The following is a 22058-nucleotide window of genomic DNA, read 5'->3' on the forward strand; positions in this document are numbered from 1 at the left end:
TATATTTTGATACGGATCAATTTGAAAAATTCAATGCCAGGGCTATTGGCGGCATGATCATGGGCTTGATTTCGGGTTGGCGCAGCGTGCGCACTTCAAGTCGCCAGGTGAACCTGATGGAACTTACTACAGTTTGTAGTAATGGCTGTCAGTCGCAATTAAGGTTGAATATACAATCTGAGGTCTTTCTTGTGCGGCACACAGTGCCCACAGGTTTTGCGAGAGGGACTAATAATCGTTTGGTGTTGTTTTTTAGGATAAATCTTTATTTCGTGTAGGAATTTTCTTTGAATGTTGGTACCTGGCAAGGAGGTATGCCCAGGCTGTTATGACTAGGTTATTGTATTGGCTCTAAAATTTAGAACGGCGAAAAATGGAATTGTCCCATGAATAAAGTAATGATCGTGGATGATCACCCGGTAGTTCGTCTTGCTGTGCGCGTGCTCATGGAGCGACATGGATACGAAGTCATAGCAGAGACGGACAATGGTGTGGATGCTTTGCAACTTGCTCGCGAGCACACACCCGATATTGTGATTCTGGATATCGGAATCCCCCGGCTTGACGGCCTTGAAGTTATAGCTCGCTTGTCAACAACTGTAATGCCTATAAAGATATTGGTGTTGACCTCGCAAGTGCCCGGCCATTTTTCCATGCGTTGCATGCAGGCGGGGGCCGCGGGTTACGTTTGCAAGCAGCAAGGTTTGACTGAGCTGTTGAGTGCGATCAAGGCAGTGCTTTCAGGGTATAGCTATTTTCCGAGCCAGGCCTTGCACTCCACGCGTTCCAATTTTGGTAGTACCAGTGAAACAGATATGATCAATCGTCTGTCGGGGCGGGAAATGATGGTGCTGCAACAACTGGCAAGGGGTAAGAGCAACAAGGAAATAGCCGACAGCATATTTTTGAGTAACAAGACCGTGAGTACTTACAAAACGCGTCTTCTATTGAAACTCAATGCCCGCTCGCTGGTTGATCTTATTGAATTGGCGCAGCGTAATGGTCTGGAATGAATAGGATGTGAGCCGTTGCTCTTCGACAGCTCCTGAAAACAAAAAGCCTCCGTTAATGGAGGCTTTTGATCTCGCGAGCTAAAAGTCAAAGATCGTAAGGATAATCTTCCAGCTCTTTTTTCAGGCGCTTTTCAGCTAAAAGCGCATCAATCGTCCGGCGTTTGGCCAAATTGGTTTTAGCTACCTCAACCACAGGTTCCACTATCTCTTCCGGATCTGAGACAGGAAAATCTTCTTCCACTTCCAGTTGTTCTTTGCCAGTGCTCATTCAGTTCACTCCAGGCTAAGACATTCAATGGCGCCCCTTATAGCGATAATCGCTGCGCGGGTAAAAAAGATTTTCTCAATCGATCAGCACATAAACGCTCTATCGCTCAATCGTCAGAGGTCTTTTGCTTGAATTCACACAGGTCTTCTATGCGGCAGCTCCCGCAGCGCGGCTTGCGCGCCTGGCAAACGTAACGACCATGCAGGATGAGCCAGTGGTGGGCGTCAAGCAGATAAGGCTTGGGTACGAATTTCATTAATTGCTTTTCAACCTCGACCACATTTTTGCCTGGTGCAATACCGGTTCGGTTACTGACCCTGAAAATATGGGTATCTACGGCCATGGTCAGCTGTCTGAAGGCGGTGTTAAGCACGACGTTTGCTGTTTTACGACCTACACCGGGAAGCGCTTCAAGCTCCTCGCGGGTTTGTGGAACCTGGCCGGCATGCCGTTCAATCAGTAAACGACAGGTTTCGATAACGTTCTTGGCCTTGCTGTTATACAAGCCGATGGTTTTGATGTACTGCGACAGCCCTTCCACTCCCAGAGCGTAGATGGCTTCTGGGGTATTTGCGACTGGAAACAATTTGGCCATTGCCTTGTTCACGCTTACGTCGGTGGCTTGCGCAGACAAGATAACGGCAATCAATAATTCGAAGGGAGACGTGTAGGCCAGTTCGGTTTTGGGCTCGGGATTGTCTTCGTGAAACCGGCGAAATATTTCAAGGCGCTTTGCGGCGTTCATGGGTAAACACAATTCCTGGAGAGCGGTCAGTTATTTCATGGCTAAAATCTATCAGGCTTTGGGTGACTCCAAAGCGCTGATAGCCAATTCTGCCTGTGTAACCGCGTCATTCAAAAGCGCCAGTTGCGCACTGGGCTGTTCTTGGGTGATGGCTTTTTTAAGTTCTGCCCGGCGCATGGCGAGCTGGATTTTTGCACGTTTAAGTTCCGCGTTGTTTATGGCCGGTGCGCTAATTGAGGCTTCAGGGGCAGGTTCAAATTGCGCCAGTGCCTGTTCGGCTGCCTCAAATTGTTGTTGCAGGAGCACCAGCTGGGATTGCTGTTGCGCAGTAGGAGGATGACCAAAGGCTTTAAGCGATTTGTTTAACTGTGCGCGTGCCATTGCCAGTGTGACCTTGGCTTTTTTCAGCGCCATTTCGTCGGTACTGGAAGACCCGGTTGTCGGCTCTTTGAGTTGCCCGGTGCCGTCGACGGCTGACGAACGCTGGGTGCGCGCTAGGCGTTCTGCCTGTTTGTGTTGCTCCTCGCGGAGCAGGCGTTCGGCACGTCGCTCAAAGCGGCTGCGTGCGTGATCGCGCTTTTGGTGACGAGCCTTGTACTGTTCAGGCTCGTGGGCAAGTCCGGCAACAATCGGGATTACATTGGCCGGCAGAGGGCGCATCTCTATGCAATCGACAGGGCAGGGCGCAACACAGAGGTCGCAACCGGTGCATTCATCAATGATTACAGTGTGCATGAGCTTGGCTGCGCCGAGGATCGCGTCGACAGGGCAGGCCTGGATGCACTTGGTACAGCCGATACACTCAGCTTCGCGAATGTAGGCTACCTGTGCCGGCGCGGTACCACGCCCGGTGTCCAGGGCCACCACGGGAATGGCAAGCAAATCAGCCAGTGCGGCGATGGTCTCGGTCCCGCCGGGCGGGCATTTATTGATGGGCTCGCCCTGGGCAATACCTTGCGCATAGGGTTTGCAGCCGGGGTGGCCGCATTTTCCGCACTGGGTTTGCGGCAATAAGGCATCAATACGTTGAATCAGGCTCATGGTGTGATCAGTCCAGCGACGGCGGGCCGCACCCGGGCGACACTCATCATGCGCAGTGAATAAGAGGGTGTGAGGCGGTTAAACGAGCGGCGCTGATTATCCGGCAAGACAAGAAGGGCGGCTAGGGATCAACATCCGCTAACGGCTAGTTGGCCGTTAGCGGATGGGGAGGACATGTTACTTGATGCGCTGGCCTGGCTTGGCGCCGCTGTCCGGGCTAAGCAGGTAAATTTCTTCACCGCCGGGGCCGGCAGCCATCACCATGCCTTCAGACATCCCGAAGCGCATTTTTCGCGGTTTCAGGTTGGCAATCATCATGGTCAGGCGACCTTCAAGTTCAGCCGGGTTCGGATAAGCGCTTTTGATCCCCGAGAACACATTGCGTTGTTCGTCGCCGATATCCAGGGTCAGGCGCAGCAGTTTGTCTGCGCCTTCAACCGCTTCGGCCTTGAGGATCAGGGCTACCCGCAGATCCACCGCGGCAAAAGCATCGAAGTCGATCTCGGCTGCAAGCGGTTCTTTTACCAGTTCGCCGTTGCCTTGAGGAGCGGCTGTGCCGGTATCTGTCTGGCTGGCAACCAGGTCTTCTTTAGATGCATCACTCATGGCTTGTACTTTTACCGGATCGATGCGCGTCATCAGCGGTTTGAACGCATTGAGCTGATGGTTGGCCAGCAGGGTGCTGTGATCTGCCCAGGTCAGAGGCGCAACGTTCAGAAAGGCTTCGGCGTCAGCGGCAAGCACTGGCAGAACCGGCTTGAGGAAGATCACCAGTTGACGGAACAGGTTGATGCCCAATGCGCAGACCGCTTGAACTTCGTCCTGCTTGCCCTCCTGTTTGGCCATTGCCCATGGCGCTTTCTCGGCAATCCAGGCGTTGGCCCGATCGGCCAGGCCCATGATTTCACGCATGGCACGAGCGAAGTCGCGGGCTTCATAAGCCTCGGCAATGCTCGGTGCCGCAGTCAGGAACGCATCGGTGAGTTCGGGAGCCGCATTGCCTTCGACCATTACCCCGGCGTTACCCTTGTGAATGAAGCCTGCGCAACGGCTGGCAATGTTCACAACTTTACCCACCAGATCCGAGTTGACCTTCTGTACGAAGTCTTCCAGGTTCAGGTCAAGGTCATCGACGCCACGGCCCAGTTTGGATGCGTAGTAGTAGCGCAGGTATTCCGGCGACAGGTGATCAAGGTAAGTACGGGCCTTGATGAAGGTGCCGCGGGATTTGGACATTTTCTGACCGTTGACGGTCAGGTAGCCATGGACGTTGATCGCTGTCGGCTTGCGATAGCCAGCGCCTTCGAGCATGGCAGGCCAGAACAGGGCGTGGAAATTCACGATGTCCTTGCCGATGAAATGATAAAGCTCGGTGGTGGAGTCCTTGGCCCAGTACGCATCGAAGTCCAGTTCCGGACGGCGAGCACACAGGTTCTTGAAGCTGGCCATGTAGCCGATTGGCGCATCCAGCCAGACATAGAAGTACTTGCCCGGCTCGTCCGGAATCTCGAACCCGAAGTAGGGCGCATCACGGGAAATGTCCCACTGCTGCAGTCCTGCATCCAGCCATTCGGCGATTTTGTTTGCGACTGCATCTTGCAGTGCGCCGCTTCGGGTCCAGCTTTTGAGCATGGCGTCGAAGTCTGGCAGCTTGAAGAAGAAGTGCTGGGAGTCCTTGAGTACCGGGGTTGCCCCCGAGATCGCTGACTTTGGATTTTTCAGGTCGGTTGGTGCATAGGTCGCACCACATTTTTCGCAGTTGTCGCCGTACTGATCATCCGTGCCGCATTTAGGGCAAGTGCCCTTGATGAAGCGGTCGGCCAGGAACATTTTCTTTTCCGGGTCGAAATACTGGGTGATCGAGCGGGTGGCGATATGCCCTGCTTCGCGCAACTTGATGTAAATCGCACTCGACAGCTCACGGTTCTCTTCGGAGTGGGTCGAATGGAAGTTATCGAAATCGACGAGGAACTCGGAAAAGTCGGCGCTGTGTTCAGCCTGGACGTTGGCGATCAGTTGTTCTGGCGTGATGCCTTCTTTCTCGGCGCGCAACATGATTGCCGAGCCGTGGGCGTCGTCTGCGCAGACGTAAGTGCATTGATTGCCGCGATGCTTCTGGAAGCGCACCCACATATCGGTCTGGATGTACTCAAGCATATGGCCAAGGTGAATTGAACCATTGGCATAGGGCAGGGCGCTGGTGACGAGGATCTTGCGTGGCTCGGACATGGGGCTCGGCTACTTGATGAGACGGTGGTCGGCCACTATAAAGCGCCGGGCAATTTATTTCACCCCGTCGACGTGTATCTGATCGTTTACGGTGTTTTTGTAGGTACGATAGCGGGCTGTTTTACTCAGTCTTTTTCGGGAGTTGCCCATGAGCGCAGTCAATCGCGCAGCGGTGGAGGCCGTCCTTCGCCAATACACCGACCCTTATTTGAATCAGGATCCGGTCAGTGCCGGGTGCGTACGTAACATTGAAGTCCAGGGTGAGCACGTCAGCGTTCGGCTGGAGCTGGGTTATGCCGCCGGTCTGTTCAAGAGTGGCTGGGGGCAAATGTTGCAAATGGCTATCAGCAACATGGACGGGGTGTCCTCGGCCAAGGTTGAGGTCAGCTGCGTGATTGCTGCGCATAAGGCTCAGGCTCAGATCCCGGGTCTGGCCAATGTGAAAAACATTGTGGCCGTGGCTTCCGGGAAAGGTGGTGTAGGCAAGTCGACTACCGCTGCCAACCTGGCGCTGGCGCTGGCGCGTGAAGGCGCGCGGGTGGGAATTCTGGATGCGGATATCTATGGTCCGAGCCAGGGGGTGATGTTTGGTATTGCTGAAGGCACCCGTCCGAAAATTCGTGATCAGAAGTGGTTTGTGCCGATTGAGGCCCATGGTGTCGAAGTGATGTCGATGGCGTTTCTGACCGACGACAACACGCCAATGGTATGGCGCGGTCCGATGGTGTCGGGCGCATTGCTGCAATTGGTTACGCAAACGGCATGGAATGATCTGGATTATCTGGTCATCGATATGCCGCCCGGCACTGGTGATATTCAGCTGACCCTGGCGCAAAAAGTCCCGGTGACCGGTTCGGTGATAGTGACGACCCCGCAGGATCTGGCGTTGCTGGATGCGCGTAAAGGTGTCGAGATGTTCCGCAAGGTGAATATCCCGGTACTGGGTGTTGTGGAAAACATGGCGGTGCACATTTGCTCGAACTGCGGTCATGCCGAGCATCTGTTCGGCGAAGGCGGTGGCGAGAAGCTGGCCACTCAGTACGGCGTTGAAGTGCTTGCGTCACTGCCGCTGTCGATGGCGATTCGTGAGCAGGCCGATAATGGCAAGCCAACTGCGATTGCAGATCCGGACAGCCCTGTTGCGTTGATCTATCAGGAACTGGCCCGGCATGTCGGGGCGCGCATAGTTATGTCTGAGGCTGCCTCGCAGGCCATGCCTACAATCACCAGCAGCGACGACTGACGGTTGGCAGCAGGGGATGCAGTTTGGCGCAAGCGCTGAGTAACTGTGGGAGCTGGCTCGCCAGCGATTACATCTACATGGTCTGAAGTCGAACCGCATCCCCTGCATCGCTGGCAAGCCAGGGGATTACAAAGGGTTGCCGGGTGCATTTATTGCGGGCATAAAAAAACCCCGCTTTTAAGGGCGGGGTTTTTTACTGGATCAGTACAAGTTAGATAACTTGAACTTCCTCAGCTTGCATGCCTTTCTGACCGCGGGTAGCGATGAAAGAAACCTGTTGGCCTTCTTTCAGGCTTTTGAAGCCGTCGGATTGGATTGCTTTGAAGTGAACAAACAGGTCGTCACCGGATTGTGGAGTGATGAAGCCGAAGCCTTTTTCATCGTTGAACCACTTAACGGTACCAGTTTGGCGATTAGACATGGTGTAACTCCTTGAACAAAGAAAACTGCGACGCAGGAAAAGCCCTGGCCGAGACTGAGTGCAAAGAGCAGGAAAAATTCTTGGAGATGGTTGGATCGAAATTCAACATATCGTGTAGAGATTCTCAGTGACACAAGCAGCACAGTGGCGCCACCTTAACCCTTTTTGCCGAACGTGCAAAGGGTCTTTGCAAAGGTTTCTCTAAAAACGTGACTGGCGGTTGTCCGTGCAGCCTGTATTCAGGGGTTGTGCAGCTATTTTCGATATTTTTGTCCCAGACTTTTGAACCGGGCCTTAGGGGGCGGTAAGATGCCCGACAGAATTTTTCTACCTCGCTATTCAGGACTCCCGCCATGAGCATCAAACCAGACAAGTGGATTCGCCGCATGGCGCAAGAACACGGCATGATCGAACCTTTCGTCGAGCGTCAGGTGCGTGGCGAAGGCGAAAACCGCCTGATTTCCTACGGTGTGTCGAGCTACGGCTACGACGTTCGTTGCGCAAACGAATTCAAGGTGTTCACCAACATCAATTCGGCCACCGTTGATCCAAAGAACTTCGATGAAGGCAGCTTTGTCGATGTCACCAGCGATGTGTGCATCATTCCGCCGAACTCCTTTGCCCTTGCCCGTACGGTTGAATACTTCCGTATCCCGCGCAACGTGCTGACCATCTGCCTGGGTAAAAGCACCTACGCCCGTTGCGGGATCATCGTTAACGTGACGCCGCTTGAGCCGGAGTGGGAAGGCCACGTCACGCTGGAGTTCTCCAACACCACCACGCTGCCCGCCAAAATCTACGCCAACGAAGGCGTGGCGCAGATGCTGTTCTTCGAGTCGGATGAAGAGTGTGAAGTGTCGTACAAGGACCGTGGCGGCAAATATCAGGGTCAGCGCGGCGTAACCTTGCCCCGCACCTGACGAGCTGAGGGAATTCCTGGGCGAATTGATACTCTATTGAGTGTATTTCCGGTCACGCACCCAGCGGGCCGGTTTATCGCTCAGGAGTTGCCCTATGAAGATCGATCCGAGTATCCGCGCCCAGCTGGCCAGTCTTGAGCCTAACCAGGTGGGCTTGCTGGCCTGGTCGCTGCTTGCTCAGCCCCAGGTGCAGGCAGGTGGCATTCCCGGTCAGCCAGACCCTGATACCCCGCTACCGACCGAGCCGGGCGTACCTACCATTCCGGATGAGCCTCCACCCGCGCCAGTAGCCTGATCGCGCGCAGGTTACCTTGCGCCCCCGCTAGCCCTTTGCCGTGCAATGGCCAGGCGCAGAGCCTGGCTGGCAGGGCATGAATGCCAATCAAGGGATGGCCTATTTCAGATTTCCGCTGAGGAACTGACGCAAGCGCTCGCTTTTGGGATTATCCAGCACCTCCTGTGGTGTGCCCTGTTCTTCCACCAGGCCTTGATGCAAGAACATCACCTGGCTCGCCACTTTGCGTGCGAAGTTCATCTCGTGGGTCACCATGATCATGGTGCGGCCTTCCTCGGCCAGGCCCTGAATCACCCGCAAGACTTCCCCAACCAGCTCAGGATCCAGCGCCGAAGTGGGTTCGTCGAACAGCATGACTTCCGGTTCCATCGCCAGTGCCCGGGCAATAGCCACGCGCTGTTGCTGGCCGCCGGACAGAAATGCAGGGTATTGATCGGCAACACGGGCAGGCAGGCCGACCTTGTCCAGATAGCGGTGAGCCCGCTCTTCAGCGTCTTTTTTGCTGACCCCCAGCACCCGGCGCGGCGCGAGGGTGATGTTTTCCAGCACCGTCATGTGGCTCCACAGGTTGAAGTGCTGAAACACCATGGCCAGGCGGGTGCGCAAGCGTTGCAACTGGTCATCATCGGCCACTCGCATACCTTGTTTGTCGCTGACCATACGAATCAACTGACCATCAAGGGTCATGGTTCCGTCATTGGGGGTTTCAAGAAAGTTGATGCAGCGTAAAAAGGTGCTTTTGCCGGAGCCGCTGGCCCCGATCAGGCAGATGACATCCCCGGTTTTGGCCTTGAGTGACACGCCCTTGAGCACTTCGTTGGTGCCATATTTTTTATGCAGGCCTTCGACGGTAAGTTTGAACATGCTGACCTCAAGGGGAAAGAAGATAGCCGCTGCGATAGGCTTGCTGCCCGGCAACATGGGCGATGACCATCCCGGCGGTGGCCATGCGCCGCAATGAGCGGGCATAGAGCAGGCCTGCAGTGGTGCAATAAACCGGGGTCAGCCGGTCGCTGACAGGGTCAATGACCTCGGCAATCAATTGGCCCGCCTGCAGGTAATCTCCGGGGCTGGCACAAAACACCAGAATTCCCCCGGCCGGCGTCATGACGGGTTCGACACCTGCCAGCGGGGTCGCGGGGTAGAGCAGCGGGGGAAGCACTCCGGTGGTTCCCTCGATGGCGCCAAACCCGATCAGATAATCGAGCAGCGCCTGGCAGTCCTGCTCGGCCAGGGCATGGCTGACATCGCCCTGGCCGCGCAATTCGACGGTGACGGAAACACTGCCCTGTGGCATGGCGAAGTCATGTCCAAAGCGTTGTTGTAACTGCCACCACAGCAGCGTGAAACACTCATCGAATGACAAACCGCCGGAATCGGTCGCCAGCAGGCTGGCCTGGGCGCCGAGATAGCGTGCCAGCGGCTCGACCTGTGGCCAGGCCTCGGGCGTGGTGTACAGGTGCGCCACGGCCTCGAAATCACAGTGCAGGTCCAGCACCAGATCGGCGTCGCAGGCCAGTGTCTGGAGGGTCAGCCGTTGCGACTGCAGTTGCGTTGTCGCGGTTTGTGCCCCCAGCGCTTCACGCAGGTGCCGACGGATCAGTTGCCGGTTGTACAAGGGGTCCTGGTTTAACAAACCCTCAAGTTCATCACCGATCTGTGTACTTAGATCCAGAAAGTTGCGATTGAAATTTTGCCCGCTTTCCAGTTCATACCGGCCCAGCGGGATGTCCATCAAGACTTGCTCCAGTCCCGCCGGATTGGCCACTGGCACCAGCACGATTTCGCTGCGCAACCGGCCAGCACTTTCCAGGGCCGCCAGATGTTGCTTCAGGTGCCAGGCCACCAGCATGCCGGGCAACTCGTCGGCATGCAGCGAGGCCTGAATGTAGACCTTGCCCTGTGGCTTCGAGGGGCCGTAGTGGAAGCTGTGAATATGCCGTTCGGTGCCCGGGACGGGGGCCAGCAAGGGATGGGTTTGATGTCGCTGCATGGAAAAATCCTAGTGTGCAGGGCCGAGAAAGGCTAACCAGCGGCGCTCCGCCAGGCGGAATAAACCGACCAACAAAAAGGTAACGCACAAGTAGATGATGGCCGCGATCCCGAAGGACTGGAACGTCAGAAAGGTCGCCGAGTTTGCGTCCCGCGCAACTTTCAGTACATCGGGGATAGTTGCGGTAAAGGCCACGGTGGTCGAGTGCAACATCAGAATCACCTCATTGCTGTAATACGGCAATGAGCGGCGCAAGGCCGAAGGCAGAATGATGTAGGCATAGAGTTTCCAGCCGTCAAGTCCATAGGCCTTGGCCGCTTCCACTTCGCCATGGGCCATGCTGCGAATGGAACCGGCAAAGATTTCCGTGGTGTAGGCACAGGTATTGAGGGCAAACGCCAGAATCGTGCAGTTCATGGCGTCCCGAAAGAATGCATTGAGTTCGGGCTGAGCACGGACTGCCTCGATGCTGTAGATCCCGGTGTAACAAATAAGCAACTGGATATACAGCGGGGTGCCACGAAACAGCCAGGTGTAGAACTGCACCGGCCAGCGCACCCAGCGTCTGGATGAAACCCGTGCCACGGACAGCGGAATAGACAGTACAAAGCCAATCACCAGGGATGCGCTCAGTAGCCACAATGTCATCGCCAGGCCGGTGATGTGGTAGCCGTCGCTGTAGAGGAACGGTCGCCAGTACTCTTGTAGTAACTCAATCATCGCACTGCCTCTCGGGCGCCCGCGCCATAGTGGCGTTCAAGGCGGCGTAAAACAAAGTTCGAGGCGCTGGTGATCGCCAGATAAATAAGTGCGGCGATGACCAGAAACAGAAACAACTGGTAGGTACTTTTGCCCGCATCCTGAGCCGCCTTGACTAGGTCGGCCAGGCCGATGATCGACACCAGCGCAGTGGCCTTGAGCATCACCATCCAATTGTTGCCAATGCCCGGAAGGGCGAAGCGCATCATCTGCGGGAAGACCACAAATCGGAACCGCTGGCCGCGTTTGAGGCCATAGGCGGTAGCTGCTTCGATCTGGCCGCGGGGGACTGAGAGGATCGCGCCGCGAAAGGTTTCTGTGAAATAAGCGCCGTAGATAAAACCCAGGGTTATGACACCAGCACTGAACGGATTGATTTCGATGTATTCCCAGTCCATAGCATCCGTAAAGTTGGTGAGCCAGGTTTGCAGGCTGTAAAAAATCAGCAGCATCAGTACCAGGTCAGGTACCCCGCGAATCAGGGTGGTGTAGAGCTGGGCAGGCACACGCAGCAGCCTGTGGCTGGAGAGTTTGGCGCTGGCGCCGAGCAGTCCGAGCAGTACGCTCACTGCCAGTGACAGCACTGCCAGTTTGAGAGTCATCCACGTGCCTTGCAGCAGCAGCGGACCGAAACCCTGCAGGCTGAAATTCGCAAGCCCAAGGTTCTGTAAAAGGTTTTCAAACATCTGAATTGAACCTATGGCAGTCAAAAAAGCGCCCACCCAAGTGTGGGCGCCAGGGCGTTATTTGCCGCTGTACAGATTCAAATCGCCAAAGTGTTTTTTCTGGATCGTGGCGTAGCTGCCATCGTCGTGTAACGCTTTGATACCTTTGTTCAAAAGGTCTTGTAGATCTTTGTTACCTTTTTTCAGGCCGATCGCAGTTTTGGCCGGTAGCAACTCGCTGTCCACGGGCTTGCTGACTTCGTAATCAGCGCCTTGCGGGGTTTTCAAAAAGCCCAGTTCGGCTTGCAGCATGTCCTGGATCGATGCATCCAGACGGCCTGAAGTCAGGTCGGCATACACTTGATCCTGGTTGGCATAGGCCTGAGTGGTAACCCCGGCCTTGTCCAGCACTGCCTTGGCATAGGCCTCCTGGATGGTGCCTTGCTCATAACCGACCTTTTTGCCCTTCAGCGATTCAGGTGTGGCGTCCAGCCCCGCGCCCTTTTTGAACACCAGCGCGGTTGGGCCGGAGAACAGTTCGTTAGAGAAATCGATGACCTTTTCCCGGGCCGGGGTCACAGTCATGGACGAGATCACACCATCGAATTTGTTGGCTTTAAGCCCGGGAATGGTGCCGTCGAAATCGGTTTCGACCCATTTGCATTTCACTTTCAGCTCGGCGCAGATGGCATTCCCCAGATCGATATCGAAGCCCACCAGGCTGCCATCGGCGGCCTTGGATTCAAACGGTGCATAAGACGGATCGACCCCGAAACGCAGCTCTTTATAGTCTTTGGCCAATGCGGTGCCTGCTGCCATGGATAAAGTCAGTGCAGAGAGGACCAGAAATGCTTTTTTCATTATTCAATCCCTAAAACCAATGGGCGCTTGTGGCGCGTGATGACTGCTACTGGAGTGCTACGTCAGGTCAGAAGTAGCAAGTTCCGAACCACAGTGGGACAGGGGGTGGATTTAAGGGTGAGGCAGGCCAGTCAAGCGACGGCCAGTGCCCGAAAAAAGCGCGTGATAAAACGTGCGCACACAAACAGTGCGCGGCCAGTTTTATCTGTGGGAGTTGGCAGGTTTGCTCCCACAGACCGGATTGTGCGGTGGCACTCAGTCTGTGGGAGCCGGCAATGGCATTAACCGCTTACAGCGTTTTATTTGCCGGGAACCAGGGTCAAGCGGGTCTTGCCGTACACCTTGTCGAAGTTCTGCGGTTGCATCGGGAAGCTGATGTACTGGCCCTTGAGCCAGGGATCGATGCCATCGGTGTAATGTGGACTGGCGGGGTTGCTGGACTGTCCGGTGCTGTTTTGGCCCATCATCGGTTCAATCTGACCGAAGTCGACGATCATGCGCATGGCCGGGATCAGCGTGGTCTCGAAGCCGCTACCGCCAACGTTGTAAGCCGCGATATTCAGCGTGCTCTGGTCGCCGCCAGCCGCAACGGGGCCACGCACAGTCTGGCCATCGGCATTGCGCCACAGGTAGTAATGCAATTTTCCCCACTGCCAGGCCTTGTGATCAGCGCCCATCAAGCTGTCGCCGGCGTTGATGGCGGCTGCCAGGCTGCGGGCCAGAATGGTTGGTTTATCTTCTTTTTGCGGGGTGCGAATGTCGTCCCAGAACGGGCTGTCCTCGCGCCCCAGCAAGTGATCGGCCTGTGCCGAGTACGACAGCCCGCCGTTGGCGATAAAGGCCTTCCAGCTGGCACTGGTTTCTGGCCCGAGCTCATCCAGGAAGATCTGCTTGGTGCTTTCTTGCAAGAACAGTTCGTACAGCGCGGCATCCGCCGAGGCCGGGCCGAGTTTGCCGTCAAACGCCATTAACCGGCCAAGGGCCTCGCGGGCCTTGCCCTGATCAGCCGCAGGCAAGGCGGCGATCGCCTGCTTCAGCGGCTGCGCCATGCCGGGAGCAGTAAACAGGGTTTTTAATTTGGCAGCGAACAGGGTGGTCTGGTCGTACTGCATCGCGATCATGCTGCGAGCGTCCTGTTTGCCACTGCCGGCCAACTGCGCAAGGCGCTCGCTGCGTTCCGGGGATAACCACGAGTTGGACAGCTGCATGCCGTAGCCATAGGCAGCGGTGCGCTGGTTGGCCGTCCCCAGCCAGCCTTGTGCCGGGTCCTGGTCATAGGGATGCAGCATCGGATCGGCGTAGCCGTCCCAGTCGTAGCGGCCGTCCCAGCCCGGCGAGGGGAACAGGCCAAGGCCTTCGCGGCGGTTGGGATACAGCCCGGTCACTTGCCAGCCAATGTGGTTCGCGTCTGCGTACAACAAATTCAGCGCCACAGCGCGGATCTCGCGGCTGGCATCAGAGGCTTTCTCACTGTCCTGGGCGCGGGACAGGTCGAAAAAGGCATCAAGGGTTTTGTCGCCCTTCAAGTCGGGGGTTTGTAACGCCAGGCCCAGGCTGGCGTTTAAATCGGCCGCAGTGCTCCAGGAACTGTTGAGCAACGGTCCGTGGCGCGTTTCGTAAATGGTTTGACGAATAGGGCGCTGACCTTTGACGAAAAAGGTCTCGTTACGCACGGTTGCGGGCAGCCATTTGCCGTCAGCCAGGTAATACAGGCTGTTGCCCTGACGCTTGAGTTTTTCCAGGAATACATCCTGGTTATCACCCATGGCCATGCTCATGCCCCAGGCTACCTTGCCGTTGAACCCGGAAAACAGGGTTGGCAAGCCGGCGATGGAAGCACCTGCGGCCTGATATTTAGGTGCGCGTATTTGCACATAGCTCCAGGCCGAAGGCACACCGATGGGCTGGTGGATGTCGTTGGCCAGCAGGCTTTTGCCGCTGCGGCTGCGCTGCGGGCCAATCGCCCAGTCGCTCGACGCCGTGACTCCGGGCAGACTCAAGCGAGTGACTTGTTCAAGGGCCTGGGTCACAGCGCTTAATCCAGGCAGCTGGCTGCCCGGGATCAATCCTTTGAGTTTGTCTGCTTCGCCTGTGGCCAGGGCTTCATTGGGGTAGGTCGGCGTCAGCCAGGGCAGCTTGGCGTTACCGGCTTTTTGCGCCAGGACCAACGAATTGAGCTCTTCCTGCAAATTGACCGACATGGAGAAGTTCAACAGGCTGAAAATCAGCGCTGAATCTTCAGGCTTCCAGTACTCGATTTTATAGCCGGCTTGCGCCAGATCGGCCGGGAGCTTGTCGCGATAACGGAACAGGTAGGCGTTGACCCCGCGGGCGTACACCTCAAAGAATTTCTTTAGCCGTGGCGAAGCGCTTTTATAGAGCTCGCCAGCGTTCTTTTTCAGGTTAACGCTGCGCATCAACCGGTCGCTGTCCAGTGCATCGACGCCGTTCAACTCAGCCAGCCGGCCCTGGGCCAGCAAGCGTAAACGGACCATCTGGCTGATGCGGTCGCTGGCGTGCACGTAACCAAGGGTGAACAGGGCGTCATGAAAGCTGCTGCTTTCGATCAGCGGCATGCCCTGACTGTTACGGCGTACAGACACATTCTGCGCCAGGCCTTTAAGCGGCTGTACACCGGAGGTCGGGACCAGGCTTTCTGATGAGTGGTTGTTTATCTGGCAACCAGTCAGGCCCAGCAGGCCGACCACTGCCGCGGCAACGCCGAACCGGGGTAAGAAATGTGTAAGGGCTGGCGAGGCCATGGCAAAGCTCCTGCGGGGGGAATGTCATCGAAAGGCGCTACGTTAGTGAGGCCGATGACGCCGCGCAAGCGCTATCTCAAAGGGTTCCAGAGGGGCTGTGTTCAGTGCGCCCGGCCAGTTTTACCTGCGGATGAAAGTTTTGCCGGGACAGGGCAACTTTGCAGGGCCACAAACAAACACGCCGCACGTGCCCAAGGCAGGTGCGGCGTGTACAAGCAGCCTGGAAACTATCAGGCGCCGTGGCACTTCTTGAATTTTTTGCTGCTGCCGCATGGGCACGGATCGTTGCGGCCAACGTCTTTCAGTTCGTTGCGCACGGGCTCTTGGGGCGCGTGGCCGCAATGAGGGCCATGCACGTGACCGTGGTCGTGGTGGTCATGGGCGTGATCATGCTGCTCATGATCGTGGTTGCAGTCCGGGCCATGAACGTGGGGTTGTTGGGTCATTACTCAATCACTCTGGAATAAAATCGGCAGGGATTATCTCGCCTTTGCGGGTCAGGTGCACGTCGTTACCGTAGAAAAGGCCGGTCTCCAATGTGCCATCCAGCCGATAGGGGATGGGTTGGTCAGGAGATTCAAGCAATTTGATCAGCGGGCGCACCTGCGGCCACAGGTTGGTGCGCACCGGCACCACGAGCACGGCGTGGCTTTTTGCCTCGACGCTGAACCACTGGCTGTACTCCCCCTCGGCCAGTTTTATGGCGTCCAGCTGAATCCTGTAGGTCAGGCCGCGTACGGTCAGCGTCGAGTCGTTGGGGTTGTCGATCCGAAAGTACAGTTTGAAGCGCTGCTCCAGCATTTTGGCCTTGACCAGCTCTACGCGCATCAGATGTACGTCCGGGTCTTTTTCACCCGAGTCAAACCAGGAGGCGCAACCCGACAGCGCCAGAATCATCATCAGGGCAATTGTTCTTGTTATTCGAGCCCGAGAATCCATTCCTTAATTCCTCTTTTGTCTCAGTTGCCCAGATAGCTGGCGCAGCACTTTTTGAACTTGAATCCGCTGGCGCAAGGGCAGGCATCATTTCGCCCGACCTTAAGCGGCACTGTGGGATCAATGAAGTACCAGCGTCCAGCACTTTGTACAAATGATGACTGCTCGCGATGACTATGTTCGCCATTGGCATCGTGCCAGCGTGCAGTAAAGGTCACAAAGGCATGTTCGGGTTGACCGCCGAAAACTTCGCTGCTTTCAACTTCCAGTCCCAGCCAGGTGCTTTGCGCGCTCCAGTCGCCAATGGACTGACAATCGAGGCCGGCCTGCTGTATTGGCAGCGTGGTACTGACCAGATAATCAATCAGGCCCAGGACATAGGCGCTGTAACGCGAACGCATCAGCGTTTCTGCGCTTGGGGCCGGGTGTCCGGCGTGATAGTGCCCGCAGCAGGCGTCGAGCAAGTTGCCGCTGCCACAAGGGCAAATGGATGTACTCATCGGCTTACCACCAATATTTGCCAAAATTTTCCGGATTGGCCCAGAATCTGGCATTCAGCCAGTCGGGTACTTGTTTGTACTCGCGCAAATCGTAAGTGAACAGGGTCAGTACCTGTTCATCGCGCTGAAAACGCTCACTGCTTTGCAGGGCAAGCGAAAAGAAATCGGTATCCTTCCAGTTACAGGCACTCAGATCCGCCAGCACTGCAATGCGGCTGGCGTTCAGGTTGCGAATTCCGCCCAGTAGTTCCAGCCCTTCGCGCTTGGGCAGATGTTCCAGACAGTCGATCACCAGGGCCAGGTCAAAGCGCTGTGCGGCCAGTTCTGCTGGTAAAGCCCCGGGGGCCGCGTGGGCGACAACAACTTCGGGGTGAGTCTGTGCAAAAGCTGCCAGCGCCGGAAACTGGCTGGCGCCGACCACGAGCAGGCGTTGAGGCGCAGAACGCTCAAGCAGCGCCGCCAGTGCTTGCTGGGGTGTACGGGTAGAAATACCAGACGTCATCGAAAGTCCTCAATCAGAGCCCCAAGACTAGCGTGCTGAAGCCCCGGGGCCTAGTGGGCACTTGTCCGTGCATTGCCTTCGCTGGCGCATAACCCCGGCGCGGTCTTTACTTTCGGGGCATCGGCCCAATGCCGACCCCCAGGAGAGACCCCATATGAGCATCATCAGGACAGCCGTACCTTTGATTGTTCTCACCAGTGTATTAACGGGTTGCGCCGGTTTGCAAAAAACCGACTGGCCTACCTGTGCAGCTGTAGGTGGCGTTGGCGGAGCGGCGCTGGGGGCGATAAACAGTACCGCCTGGGCGGGCGGCGGTGCGGTATTCGGTGCCGGCATGGCCGCGGCTTACTGCTGGGTGCACGGCGATGGCGACGCGGATGGCGACGGAGTTCCGGACAGCCGTGACCAATGTCCGAACACTCCGAAAGGGGTGAAGGTCGATGCCGCAGGCTGCCCGATAGTGGCGGTTGTGGTGGTTGAAGAGGTGGTGATAGTTAAAGAAGAAACCATTGTGGTACGTGATGTTCACTTCGAGTTCAATTCGGCCAGGCTGACGGCCGCCGACAAGGAAAAACTCAATGTGATTGCGACGCGGCTGAAAAAAGACGCGGCCAATGCTCAGCTTAAAGTCACAGGCTATACCGATAGCGTGGGCAAGGAAGCTTACAACCTCAAACTGTCCCAAGAGCGCGCGCACTCTGTGGTCGAGTACCTGATCAGCAGCGGTATACCACGCAGCCAGTTCGTATCCGTGGCCGGCGCCGGTGAGTCGAATCCGGTGGCCAGTAATCAAACCCCGGAGGGCCGTGCCCTGAACCGTCGTACCGAGATAAAAATCATTCGTTAAACCTGCCTCGGCGCTCTGGCGAAAGCCTCAGGCCAGAACGATATCTTCAAGGTCCGCAGGGCGCCCGGGTTTGATCAGACCAATCAACCCCGGGCTGTTTTTTTGCAAGGTTCACTGGCGCCGGCCTCCTGCAAGCCGTTAATGTGCGCTCAAAGAAAAACATAAAAGGGCAGGGGTATGCAGGTACTTAGGGGGCTGGGGAAAGTGTTGATGCTGTTGTTCTGGGGGATTGCGCTGAGCAACATTTACAAGCCGCTGATCAACCCGCTCGATTTACTGATTAATCTGGCTGGCAGTCTGTTACTGCTGACCCATGTACTTGAATTGCTGTTGTTCAACAGCAGTCTGCGGGACCGTCCGCACCCTTGGCGTGATCGCCTTTACATCCTTCTGGTTGGAATCCTTCACGTGCAAACCCTTGGTACTTCTTCAAAGCGAGACGACAGCCATGCGTAAACTTTGTCTGTTGGCCGCCTTGTGCAGCCCTTTTGCCCATGCCGACGTGGTCATGGTGCAAGCCAACTCTCTGATGCGCCTGCCGGGTAACGCCAGTGTGTTGCAGCTGGAAAAACTCGAAGTGGCGGACTACGGCACGCTGCTGATTCCCGCTGGCGTCACCCGGGTCGACATCGACCAGTTGCACCTGGGGCGCGAGGCGCGCATCACCCTGGTGCCTGCCGAGCCTGGCATCGAGCTGCGGGTTGGCCGGGCCGAGTTTGACGAAGGCAGTCAAATCAATGCCCGAGGGGCTCCGGGCACCTTTGAAAAGCCTGCCCGAGCGGCACGGGATCTGAGTGTGCGGATTGAATCGCTGCAAGCACCGCAATTGCTCATTGATGCCCGTGGCGGCACGGGTGCGCCGGGTTTTTCCGGGCTTGATGGTGGTAATGGCCAGGCGCCGGGTTGTACCTGGGGTGCGGCGGGTGCCGGGGCCAATGGCGACGACGGAGGTAATGGTCAGGCGGGTGCGGCGGGTGCACGGGTACGGGTTGAACTGCCGCGCGACTACCCGGCGGAGCTGATCAGCGTGCGGGTGGATGGCGGGGCAGGGGGCAAGCCGGGCGAAGCCGGGCGTGCGGGCGCTGGTGGCAAATCCAAGGGTTGCATTGTGTACCGTACCGACGGCGGAAAATCCGGTCGCCCGGGGCTGGCCGGACAACCGGGCGATGCCGGAGCCGCCGGCATGGTGACCATTGAGCGTTTGTAACGGTAATACGCCACCTTTGATCTAGAGCCCTGCCGGGAAGCCCGGCCTCCCGGCAGGGCGGGGCAGCCCTTAAAACATGGGGCGGGCCGCCGCAATGGCTACCAGCACCAGCCCTACGATCAAGTTACATCCCACCAGGCGTCTGATCCGGCCCATGACCGCCGCACCTGCGGCCCACTGCTGGTCCTGCACGGCTTTGCGCAACTCCGGCAGTTGCAGAGACTGAATCCGGATAAACAGCGCCACCATCACAATGTACAAGCCCATCATTATCTGGACATAACGCGGGGCGGTTTCGAAACCGCTGAAGCGCATCTGCAGCAGCCCTACACCGCTTATCGGCAAAATCACCACCGCCAGCCATACCCAGACAAAAAACCGTTGAAACACTTCTACCCACAGTTTTAACCGCACAGGGCCTTCAAGGGCCGTCACAGCTGCCGGGCGCAGGATCATCCAGGCAAAAAACATCCCTCCCACCCAGATCAGGGCGGCCAGTAAATGCAGGCTGTAGGCGAGGCTAAAGGCGGTCATTGGGGTACTCCGTGCGGCGCAGGATGAATTAGCGGGGTATGATAGCGGCCATTCGAACCACTGAAAATTTATCCAGCGTTTCTCGCGCCCGAAGAACCATGATTAGTAACGAACTAAAATCCCAGATCCAGGGCGCTTACTCGCGTTTTCTCGAAGCCAAGAGCCTCAAACCACGCTACGGCCAGCGTTTGATGATCGCCGAAGTGGCCAAAGTGCTGGGCGATATCGATACCGATGAAGAAGGCCACCGCAGTGGCGAACCGGCTGTGGTCGCCGTCGAGGCCGGCACCGGTACCGGCAAGACTGTCGCCTATAGCCTGGCCGCCATCCCTACGGCCAAGGCCGCCGGCAAGCGTCTGGTTATCGCCACGGCGACCGTGGCCCTGCAAGAGCAGATCGTCTATAAAGACCTCCCCGACCTTATGCGTAACAGCGGGCTGAATTTCAGCTTTGCGCTGGCCAAAGGCCGCGGGCGTTATATGTGTCTGTCCAAACTCGACATGCTGCTGCAAGAAGGCCACGCGCAAACCGCGACGGCGCAGCTGTTCGAGGAAGAAGGCTTCAAGATCGAAGTGGATGAGGCCAGTCAGAAGCTGTTCACCAGCATGATCGAGAAGCTTGCCGGCAATAAATGGGACGGTGACCGCGACAGCTGGCCCCAAGCCCTGGAAGACCAGGACTGGGCGCGCCTGACCACCGACCACAGCCAGTGCACCAACCGGCATTGCCCCAACTTCGGCCAGTGCGCCTTTTACAAGGCTCGCGAAGGCATGAGCAAGGTGGACGTGATTGTCACCAACCACGACATGGTTCTGGCGGACCTGGCGCTGGGCGGCGGTGCAGTGCTGCCTGACCCCCGCGACACGCTGTACGTGTTCGACGAAGGTCACCATTTACCGGACAAGGCCATCGGCCATTTCGCCCACTACACCCGTTTGCGCTCAACGGCCGACTGGCTTGAGCAAACAGCCAAAAATCTCACCAAGCTGCTTGCCCAGCATCCGCTGCCGGGTGACCTGGGGCGTTTGCTGGAGCAGGTGCCGGAGCTGGCGAAAGAGATCAAGGCCCAGCAGCAGTTCATGTTCACTGCCTGTGAGCAGGTGGCCGACTTCAAAGTGGGCGAAGAGCCTGAAGGTCGTGAGCGCCCGCGTCATCGCTTTATCGGCGGCGTGATCCCCGATCACATGCGTGAAATGGGGATCGAGCTGAAAAAAGGCTTTTCGCGTCTGACCGACCTGTTCACCCGTCTGACAGAAATTCTCAAGGACGGCATGGACGGCGAGGTCAATATTGGCATCACCAGCAACCAGGCCGAAGAATGGTATCCGCTGTTTGGCAGCCTGCTGTCCCGCGCCCAGGGCAACTGGGAGTTATGGACCGCTTTTACCACCGAAGACCCCGAGGACAACCCGCCCATGGCGCGCTGGATGACCCTGGCTGAAAGTGGTTCGCTGTTTGATATCGAGGTCAATGCCAGCCCCATCCTTGCCGCGGAAATGCTCCGTCGCAACTTGTGGAACGTGGCCTACGGAGCCCTGGTCACATCGGCCACCCTGACCGCGCTGGGCACCTTTGACCGTTTCCGCATGCGTGCCGGGCTGCCCAAAGCCGCCGTCACGGCAGTGGTGCCGAGTCCGTTTCATCATGCCGACGCCGGTGTCCTGCGGGTGCCGGACCTCAAGGCTGACCCGCGGGATGCCGTGGCCCATACCGCGGCGATCATTCGCGACTTGCCCGCTCTGGTAGAAGGCTCGCGGGGTACGCTGGTGCTGTTTTCCTCGCGCAAGCAAATGCAGGACGTGTTTGACGGTCTGGAGCGCGACTGGCGCAAGCAGGTGTTTATCCAGGGCAACCTGTCGAAACAGGAAACCCTCAACAAGCACAAGGCACGGGTGGATGGCGGGGACTCGAGCGTGCTGTTCGGCCTGGCCAGTTTTGCCGAAGGGGTCGATTTGCCCGGCGCCTATTGCGAGCACGTGGTAATCGCCAAAATTCCGTTTTCGGTGCCTGATGATCCTGTGGAAGCGGCGCTGGCCGAGTGGATCGAAGCGCGGGGCGGTAATCCGTTCATGGAGATTTCGGTGCCGGATGCTTCGCTCAAACTGGTTCAGGCCTGCGGTCGTCTGCTGCGTACCGAACAGGACCGCGGCACCATTACATTGCTCGACCGGCGGCTGGTCACCCAGCGCTATGGCAAGGCCATCCTCAACGCCTTGCCGCCTTTCCGTCGCGAAATTTCTTAAGCCCGGGCCGGCGTCTTTGCCGGCTTTGCTGTCTATGCTGTTTCTTCAACACCTCACAGGCTGTTTTCGGCCGT

The 22058-nt window shown here is 57.1% G+C and carries 23 protein-coding genes and 1 pseudogene; 8 read left to right on the forward strand and 16 right to left on the reverse strand.

The window, feature by feature from the left end; all coding sequences use genetic code 11:
* The first annotated feature begins 386 nt into the window (after window positions 1-386).
* Window positions 387-1013, forward strand: a complete 627-nt coding sequence (locus tag FEZ21_RS08350; RefSeq protein ID WP_003443174.1) for a response regulator transcription factor — start codon at window positions 387-389, stop codon at window positions 1011-1013.
* An 85-nt stretch (window positions 1014-1098) separates the two neighbouring features.
* Here FEZ21_RS08350 and FEZ21_RS08355 read toward each other — a convergent pair whose 3' ends face one another.
* The 4 genes and pseudogenes from FEZ21_RS08355 to metG form a co-directional block, all read right to left on the reverse strand.
* A complete protein-coding gene (locus FEZ21_RS08355) occupies window positions 1099-1281 on the reverse strand; it encodes a PA3496 family putative envelope integrity protein (RefSeq protein WP_003443171.1) in 183 nt (60 codons plus the stop codon).
* Between the two features lie 106 nt (window positions 1282-1387).
* On the reverse strand, window positions 1388-2026 hold the full coding sequence (nth, locus tag FEZ21_RS08360; protein WP_003443169.1) for an endonuclease III: 639 nt from the start codon (window positions 2024-2026) through the stop codon (window positions 1388-1390).
* A gap of 51 nt (window positions 2027-2077) precedes the next feature.
* Window positions 2078-3088: pseudogene (rsxB, locus tag FEZ21_RS08365) on the reverse strand (electron transport complex subunit RsxB); the annotation flags it as partial.
* Between the two features lie 156 nt (window positions 3089-3244).
* Window positions 3245-5296, reverse strand: a complete 2052-nt coding sequence (gene metG, locus FEZ21_RS08370; RefSeq protein ID WP_003443166.1) for a methionine--tRNA ligase — start codon at window positions 5294-5296, stop codon at window positions 3245-3247.
* Between the two features lie 148 nt (window positions 5297-5444).
* Here metG and apbC point away from each other — a divergent pair, with 148 nt between their 5' ends.
* On the forward strand, window positions 5445-6539 hold the full coding sequence (gene apbC, locus FEZ21_RS08375; RefSeq protein ID WP_010655665.1) for an iron-sulfur cluster carrier protein ApbC: 1095 nt from the start codon (window positions 5445-5447) through the stop codon (window positions 6537-6539).
* A gap of 211 nt (window positions 6540-6750) precedes the next feature.
* Here apbC and FEZ21_RS08380 read toward each other — a convergent pair whose 3' ends face one another.
* Window positions 6751-6960, reverse strand: coding sequence for a cold-shock protein (locus tag FEZ21_RS08380; protein ID WP_002554837.1), 210 nt, complete (start codon window positions 6958-6960; stop codon window positions 6751-6753).
* A gap of 353 nt (window positions 6961-7313) precedes the next feature.
* Here FEZ21_RS08380 and dcd point away from each other — a divergent pair, with 353 nt between their 5' ends.
* Window positions 7314-7880: a dCTP deaminase gene (dcd, locus tag FEZ21_RS08385; protein ID WP_003443164.1), complete on the forward strand. Its 567-nt coding sequence runs from the start codon at window positions 7314-7316 to the stop codon at window positions 7878-7880.
* Between the two features lie 94 nt (window positions 7881-7974).
* Window positions 7975-8175 carry a hypothetical protein gene (locus FEZ21_RS08390; RefSeq protein WP_003443163.1) on the forward strand — a complete coding sequence of 67 codons (201 nt, stop codon included), beginning with the start codon at window positions 7975-7977 and terminating at the stop codon, window positions 8173-8175.
* Between the two features lie 99 nt (window positions 8176-8274).
* Here FEZ21_RS08390 and FEZ21_RS08395 read toward each other — a convergent pair whose 3' ends face one another.
* From FEZ21_RS08395 to FEZ21_RS08440, 10 genes are all read right to left on the reverse strand, one after another.
* Window positions 8275-9039 carry an ABC transporter ATP-binding protein gene (locus tag FEZ21_RS08395; protein WP_003443162.1) on the reverse strand — a complete coding sequence of 255 codons (765 nt, stop codon included), beginning with the start codon at window positions 9037-9039 and terminating at the stop codon, window positions 8275-8277.
* A 7-nt stretch (window positions 9040-9046) separates the two neighbouring features.
* A complete protein-coding gene (locus FEZ21_RS08400) occupies window positions 9047-10168 on the reverse strand; it encodes a succinylglutamate desuccinylase/aspartoacylase family protein (RefSeq protein WP_127196126.1) in 1122 nt (373 codons plus the stop codon).
* Between the two features lie 9 nt (window positions 10169-10177).
* On the reverse strand, window positions 10178-10888 hold the full coding sequence (locus FEZ21_RS08405) for an ABC transporter permease (protein ID WP_003443160.1): 711 nt from the start codon (window positions 10886-10888) through the stop codon (window positions 10178-10180).
* A complete protein-coding gene (locus FEZ21_RS08410) occupies window positions 10885-11613 on the reverse strand; it encodes an ABC transporter permease (protein WP_003443159.1) in 729 nt (242 codons plus the stop codon). Before FEZ21_RS08410 ends, FEZ21_RS08405 begins: the two co-directional genes overlap by 4 nt.
* A gap of 57 nt (window positions 11614-11670) precedes the next feature.
* Window positions 11671-12453, reverse strand: a complete 783-nt coding sequence (locus tag FEZ21_RS08415; protein WP_003443157.1) for a transporter substrate-binding domain-containing protein — start codon at window positions 12451-12453, stop codon at window positions 11671-11673.
* 299 nt (window positions 12454-12752) lie between these two features.
* Window positions 12753-15215, reverse strand: a complete 2463-nt coding sequence (locus FEZ21_RS08420; protein WP_160626857.1) for a penicillin acylase family protein — start codon at window positions 15213-15215, stop codon at window positions 12753-12755.
* 230 nt (window positions 15216-15445) lie between these two features.
* On the reverse strand, window positions 15446-15661 hold the full coding sequence (locus FEZ21_RS08425; RefSeq protein ID WP_003443155.1) for an SEC-C metal-binding domain-containing protein: 216 nt from the start codon (window positions 15659-15661) through the stop codon (window positions 15446-15448).
* Between the two features lie 7 nt (window positions 15662-15668).
* Window positions 15669-16154 (reverse strand): LEA type 2 family protein, encoded by a 486-nt coding sequence (locus FEZ21_RS08430; protein ID WP_029612260.1) that lies wholly within the window; start codon window positions 16152-16154, stop codon window positions 15669-15671.
* 20 nt (window positions 16155-16174) lie between these two features.
* Window positions 16175-16651, reverse strand: a complete 477-nt coding sequence (locus FEZ21_RS08435; RefSeq protein ID WP_003443153.1) for a YchJ family protein — start codon at window positions 16649-16651, stop codon at window positions 16175-16177.
* 4 nt (window positions 16652-16655) lie between these two features.
* Window positions 16656-17153: a DUF6231 family protein gene (locus tag FEZ21_RS08440; protein WP_003443152.1), complete on the reverse strand. Its 498-nt coding sequence runs from the start codon at window positions 17151-17153 to the stop codon at window positions 16656-16658.
* A 154-nt stretch (window positions 17154-17307) separates the two neighbouring features.
* Between FEZ21_RS08440 and FEZ21_RS08445 the strand changes: the two genes are divergently transcribed.
* From FEZ21_RS08445 to FEZ21_RS08455, 3 genes are all read left to right on the forward strand, one after another.
* Window positions 17308-18000 carry an OmpA family protein gene (locus tag FEZ21_RS08445; protein ID WP_010655670.1) on the forward strand — a complete coding sequence of 231 codons (693 nt, stop codon included), beginning with the start codon at window positions 17308-17310 and terminating at the stop codon, window positions 17998-18000.
* 177 nt (window positions 18001-18177) lie between these two features.
* Window positions 18178-18456, forward strand: a complete 279-nt coding sequence (locus FEZ21_RS08450; protein WP_029612262.1) for a DUF1145 domain-containing protein — start codon at window positions 18178-18180, stop codon at window positions 18454-18456.
* Window positions 18449-19207 carry a hypothetical protein gene (locus tag FEZ21_RS08455; protein WP_003443149.1) on the forward strand — a complete coding sequence of 253 codons (759 nt, stop codon included), beginning with the start codon at window positions 18449-18451 and terminating at the stop codon, window positions 19205-19207. Before FEZ21_RS08450 ends, FEZ21_RS08455 begins: the two co-directional genes overlap by 8 nt.
* 69 nt (window positions 19208-19276) lie before the next feature.
* Here FEZ21_RS08455 and FEZ21_RS08460 read toward each other — a convergent pair whose 3' ends face one another.
* The gene (locus FEZ21_RS08460) at window positions 19277-19741 is read right to left on the reverse strand and encodes a CopD family protein (RefSeq protein WP_003443148.1); all 465 of its coding nucleotides are present in this window, start codon (window positions 19739-19741) and stop codon (window positions 19277-19279) included.
* A gap of 98 nt (window positions 19742-19839) precedes the next feature.
* Between FEZ21_RS08460 and dinG the strand changes: the two genes are divergently transcribed.
* Window positions 19840-21984 carry an ATP-dependent DNA helicase DinG gene (dinG, locus tag FEZ21_RS08465; protein WP_003443147.1) on the forward strand — a complete coding sequence of 715 codons (2145 nt, stop codon included), beginning with the start codon at window positions 19840-19842 and terminating at the stop codon, window positions 21982-21984.
* Window positions 21985-22058: the final 74 nt, after the last annotated feature.

Source organism: Pseudomonas sp. 9.1(2019) (genome assembly GCF_009910445.1).
Taxonomy (GTDB): domain Bacteria; phylum Pseudomonadota; class Gammaproteobacteria; order Pseudomonadales; family Pseudomonadaceae; genus Aquipseudomonas; species Aquipseudomonas paraversuta.

What these genes read in the sequence shown, in the direction of transcription:
- dcd (WP_003443164.1), top strand. Translation starts at nt 7,314, where the DNA reads ATGAGCATCAAACCAGACAAGTGGATTCGCCGCATGGCGCAAGAACAC.
- FEZ21_RS08415 (WP_003443157.1), bottom strand. Translation starts at nt 12,453, where the DNA reads ATGAAAAAAGCATTTCTGGTCCTCTCTGCACTGACTTTATCCATGGCA.
- dinG (WP_003443147.1), top strand. Translation starts at nt 19,840, where the DNA reads ATGATTAGTAACGAACTAAAATCCCAGATCCAGGGCGCTTACTCGCGT.
- FEZ21_RS08450 (WP_029612262.1), top strand. Translation starts at nt 18,178, where the DNA reads ATGCAGGTACTTAGGGGGCTGGGGAAAGTGTTGATGCTGTTGTTCTGG.
- FEZ21_RS08350 (WP_003443174.1), top strand. Translation starts at nt 387, where the DNA reads ATGAATAAAGTAATGATCGTGGATGATCACCCGGTAGTTCGTCTTGCT.
- metG (WP_003443166.1), bottom strand. Translation starts at nt 5,296, where the DNA reads ATGTCCGAGCCACGCAAGATCCTCGTCACCAGCGCCCTGCCCTATGCC.
- FEZ21_RS08460 (WP_003443148.1), bottom strand. Translation starts at nt 19,741, where the DNA reads ATGACCGCCTTTAGCCTCGCCTACAGCCTGCATTTACTGGCCGCCCTG.
- FEZ21_RS08390 (WP_003443163.1), top strand. Translation starts at nt 7,975, where the DNA reads ATGAAGATCGATCCGAGTATCCGCGCCCAGCTGGCCAGTCTTGAGCCT.
- FEZ21_RS08455 (WP_003443149.1), top strand. Translation starts at nt 18,449, where the DNA reads ATGCGTAAACTTTGTCTGTTGGCCGCCTTGTGCAGCCCTTTTGCCCAT.
- apbC (WP_010655665.1), top strand. Translation starts at nt 5,445, where the DNA reads ATGAGCGCAGTCAATCGCGCAGCGGTGGAGGCCGTCCTTCGCCAATAC.
- FEZ21_RS08440 (WP_003443152.1), bottom strand. Translation starts at nt 17,153, where the DNA reads ATGACGTCTGGTATTTCTACCCGTACACCCCAGCAAGCACTGGCGGCG.
- FEZ21_RS08395 (WP_003443162.1), bottom strand. Translation starts at nt 9,039, where the DNA reads ATGTTCAAACTTACCGTCGAAGGCCTGCATAAAAAATATGGCACCAAC.
- FEZ21_RS08400 (WP_127196126.1), bottom strand. Translation starts at nt 10,168, where the DNA reads ATGCAGCGACATCAAACCCATCCCTTGCTGGCCCCCGTCCCGGGCACC.
- FEZ21_RS08405 (WP_003443160.1), bottom strand. Translation starts at nt 10,888, where the DNA reads ATGATTGAGTTACTACAAGAGTACTGGCGACCGTTCCTCTACAGCGAC.
- FEZ21_RS08355 (WP_003443171.1), bottom strand. Translation starts at nt 1,281, where the DNA reads ATGAGCACTGGCAAAGAACAACTGGAAGTGGAAGAAGATTTTCCTGTC.
- FEZ21_RS08445 (WP_010655670.1), top strand. Translation starts at nt 17,308, where the DNA reads ATGAGCATCATCAGGACAGCCGTACCTTTGATTGTTCTCACCAGTGTA.
- FEZ21_RS08380 (WP_002554837.1), bottom strand. Translation starts at nt 6,960, where the DNA reads ATGTCTAATCGCCAAACTGGTACCGTTAAGTGGTTCAACGATGAAAAA.
- FEZ21_RS08430 (WP_029612260.1), bottom strand. Translation starts at nt 16,154, where the DNA reads ATGGATTCTCGGGCTCGAATAACAAGAACAATTGCCCTGATGATGATT.
- FEZ21_RS08420 (WP_160626857.1), bottom strand. Translation starts at nt 15,215, where the DNA reads ATGGCCTCGCCAGCCCTTACACATTTCTTACCCCGGTTCGGCGTTGCC.
- FEZ21_RS08410 (WP_003443159.1), bottom strand. Translation starts at nt 11,613, where the DNA reads ATGTTTGAAAACCTTTTACAGAACCTTGGGCTTGCGAATTTCAGCCTG.
- nth (WP_003443169.1), bottom strand. Translation starts at nt 2,026, where the DNA reads ATGAACGCCGCAAAGCGCCTTGAAATATTTCGCCGGTTTCACGAAGAC.
- FEZ21_RS08425 (WP_003443155.1), bottom strand. Translation starts at nt 15,661, where the DNA reads ATGACCCAACAACCCCACGTTCATGGCCCGGACTGCAACCACGATCAT.
- FEZ21_RS08435 (WP_003443153.1), bottom strand. Translation starts at nt 16,651, where the DNA reads ATGAGTACATCCATTTGCCCTTGTGGCAGCGGCAACTTGCTCGACGCC.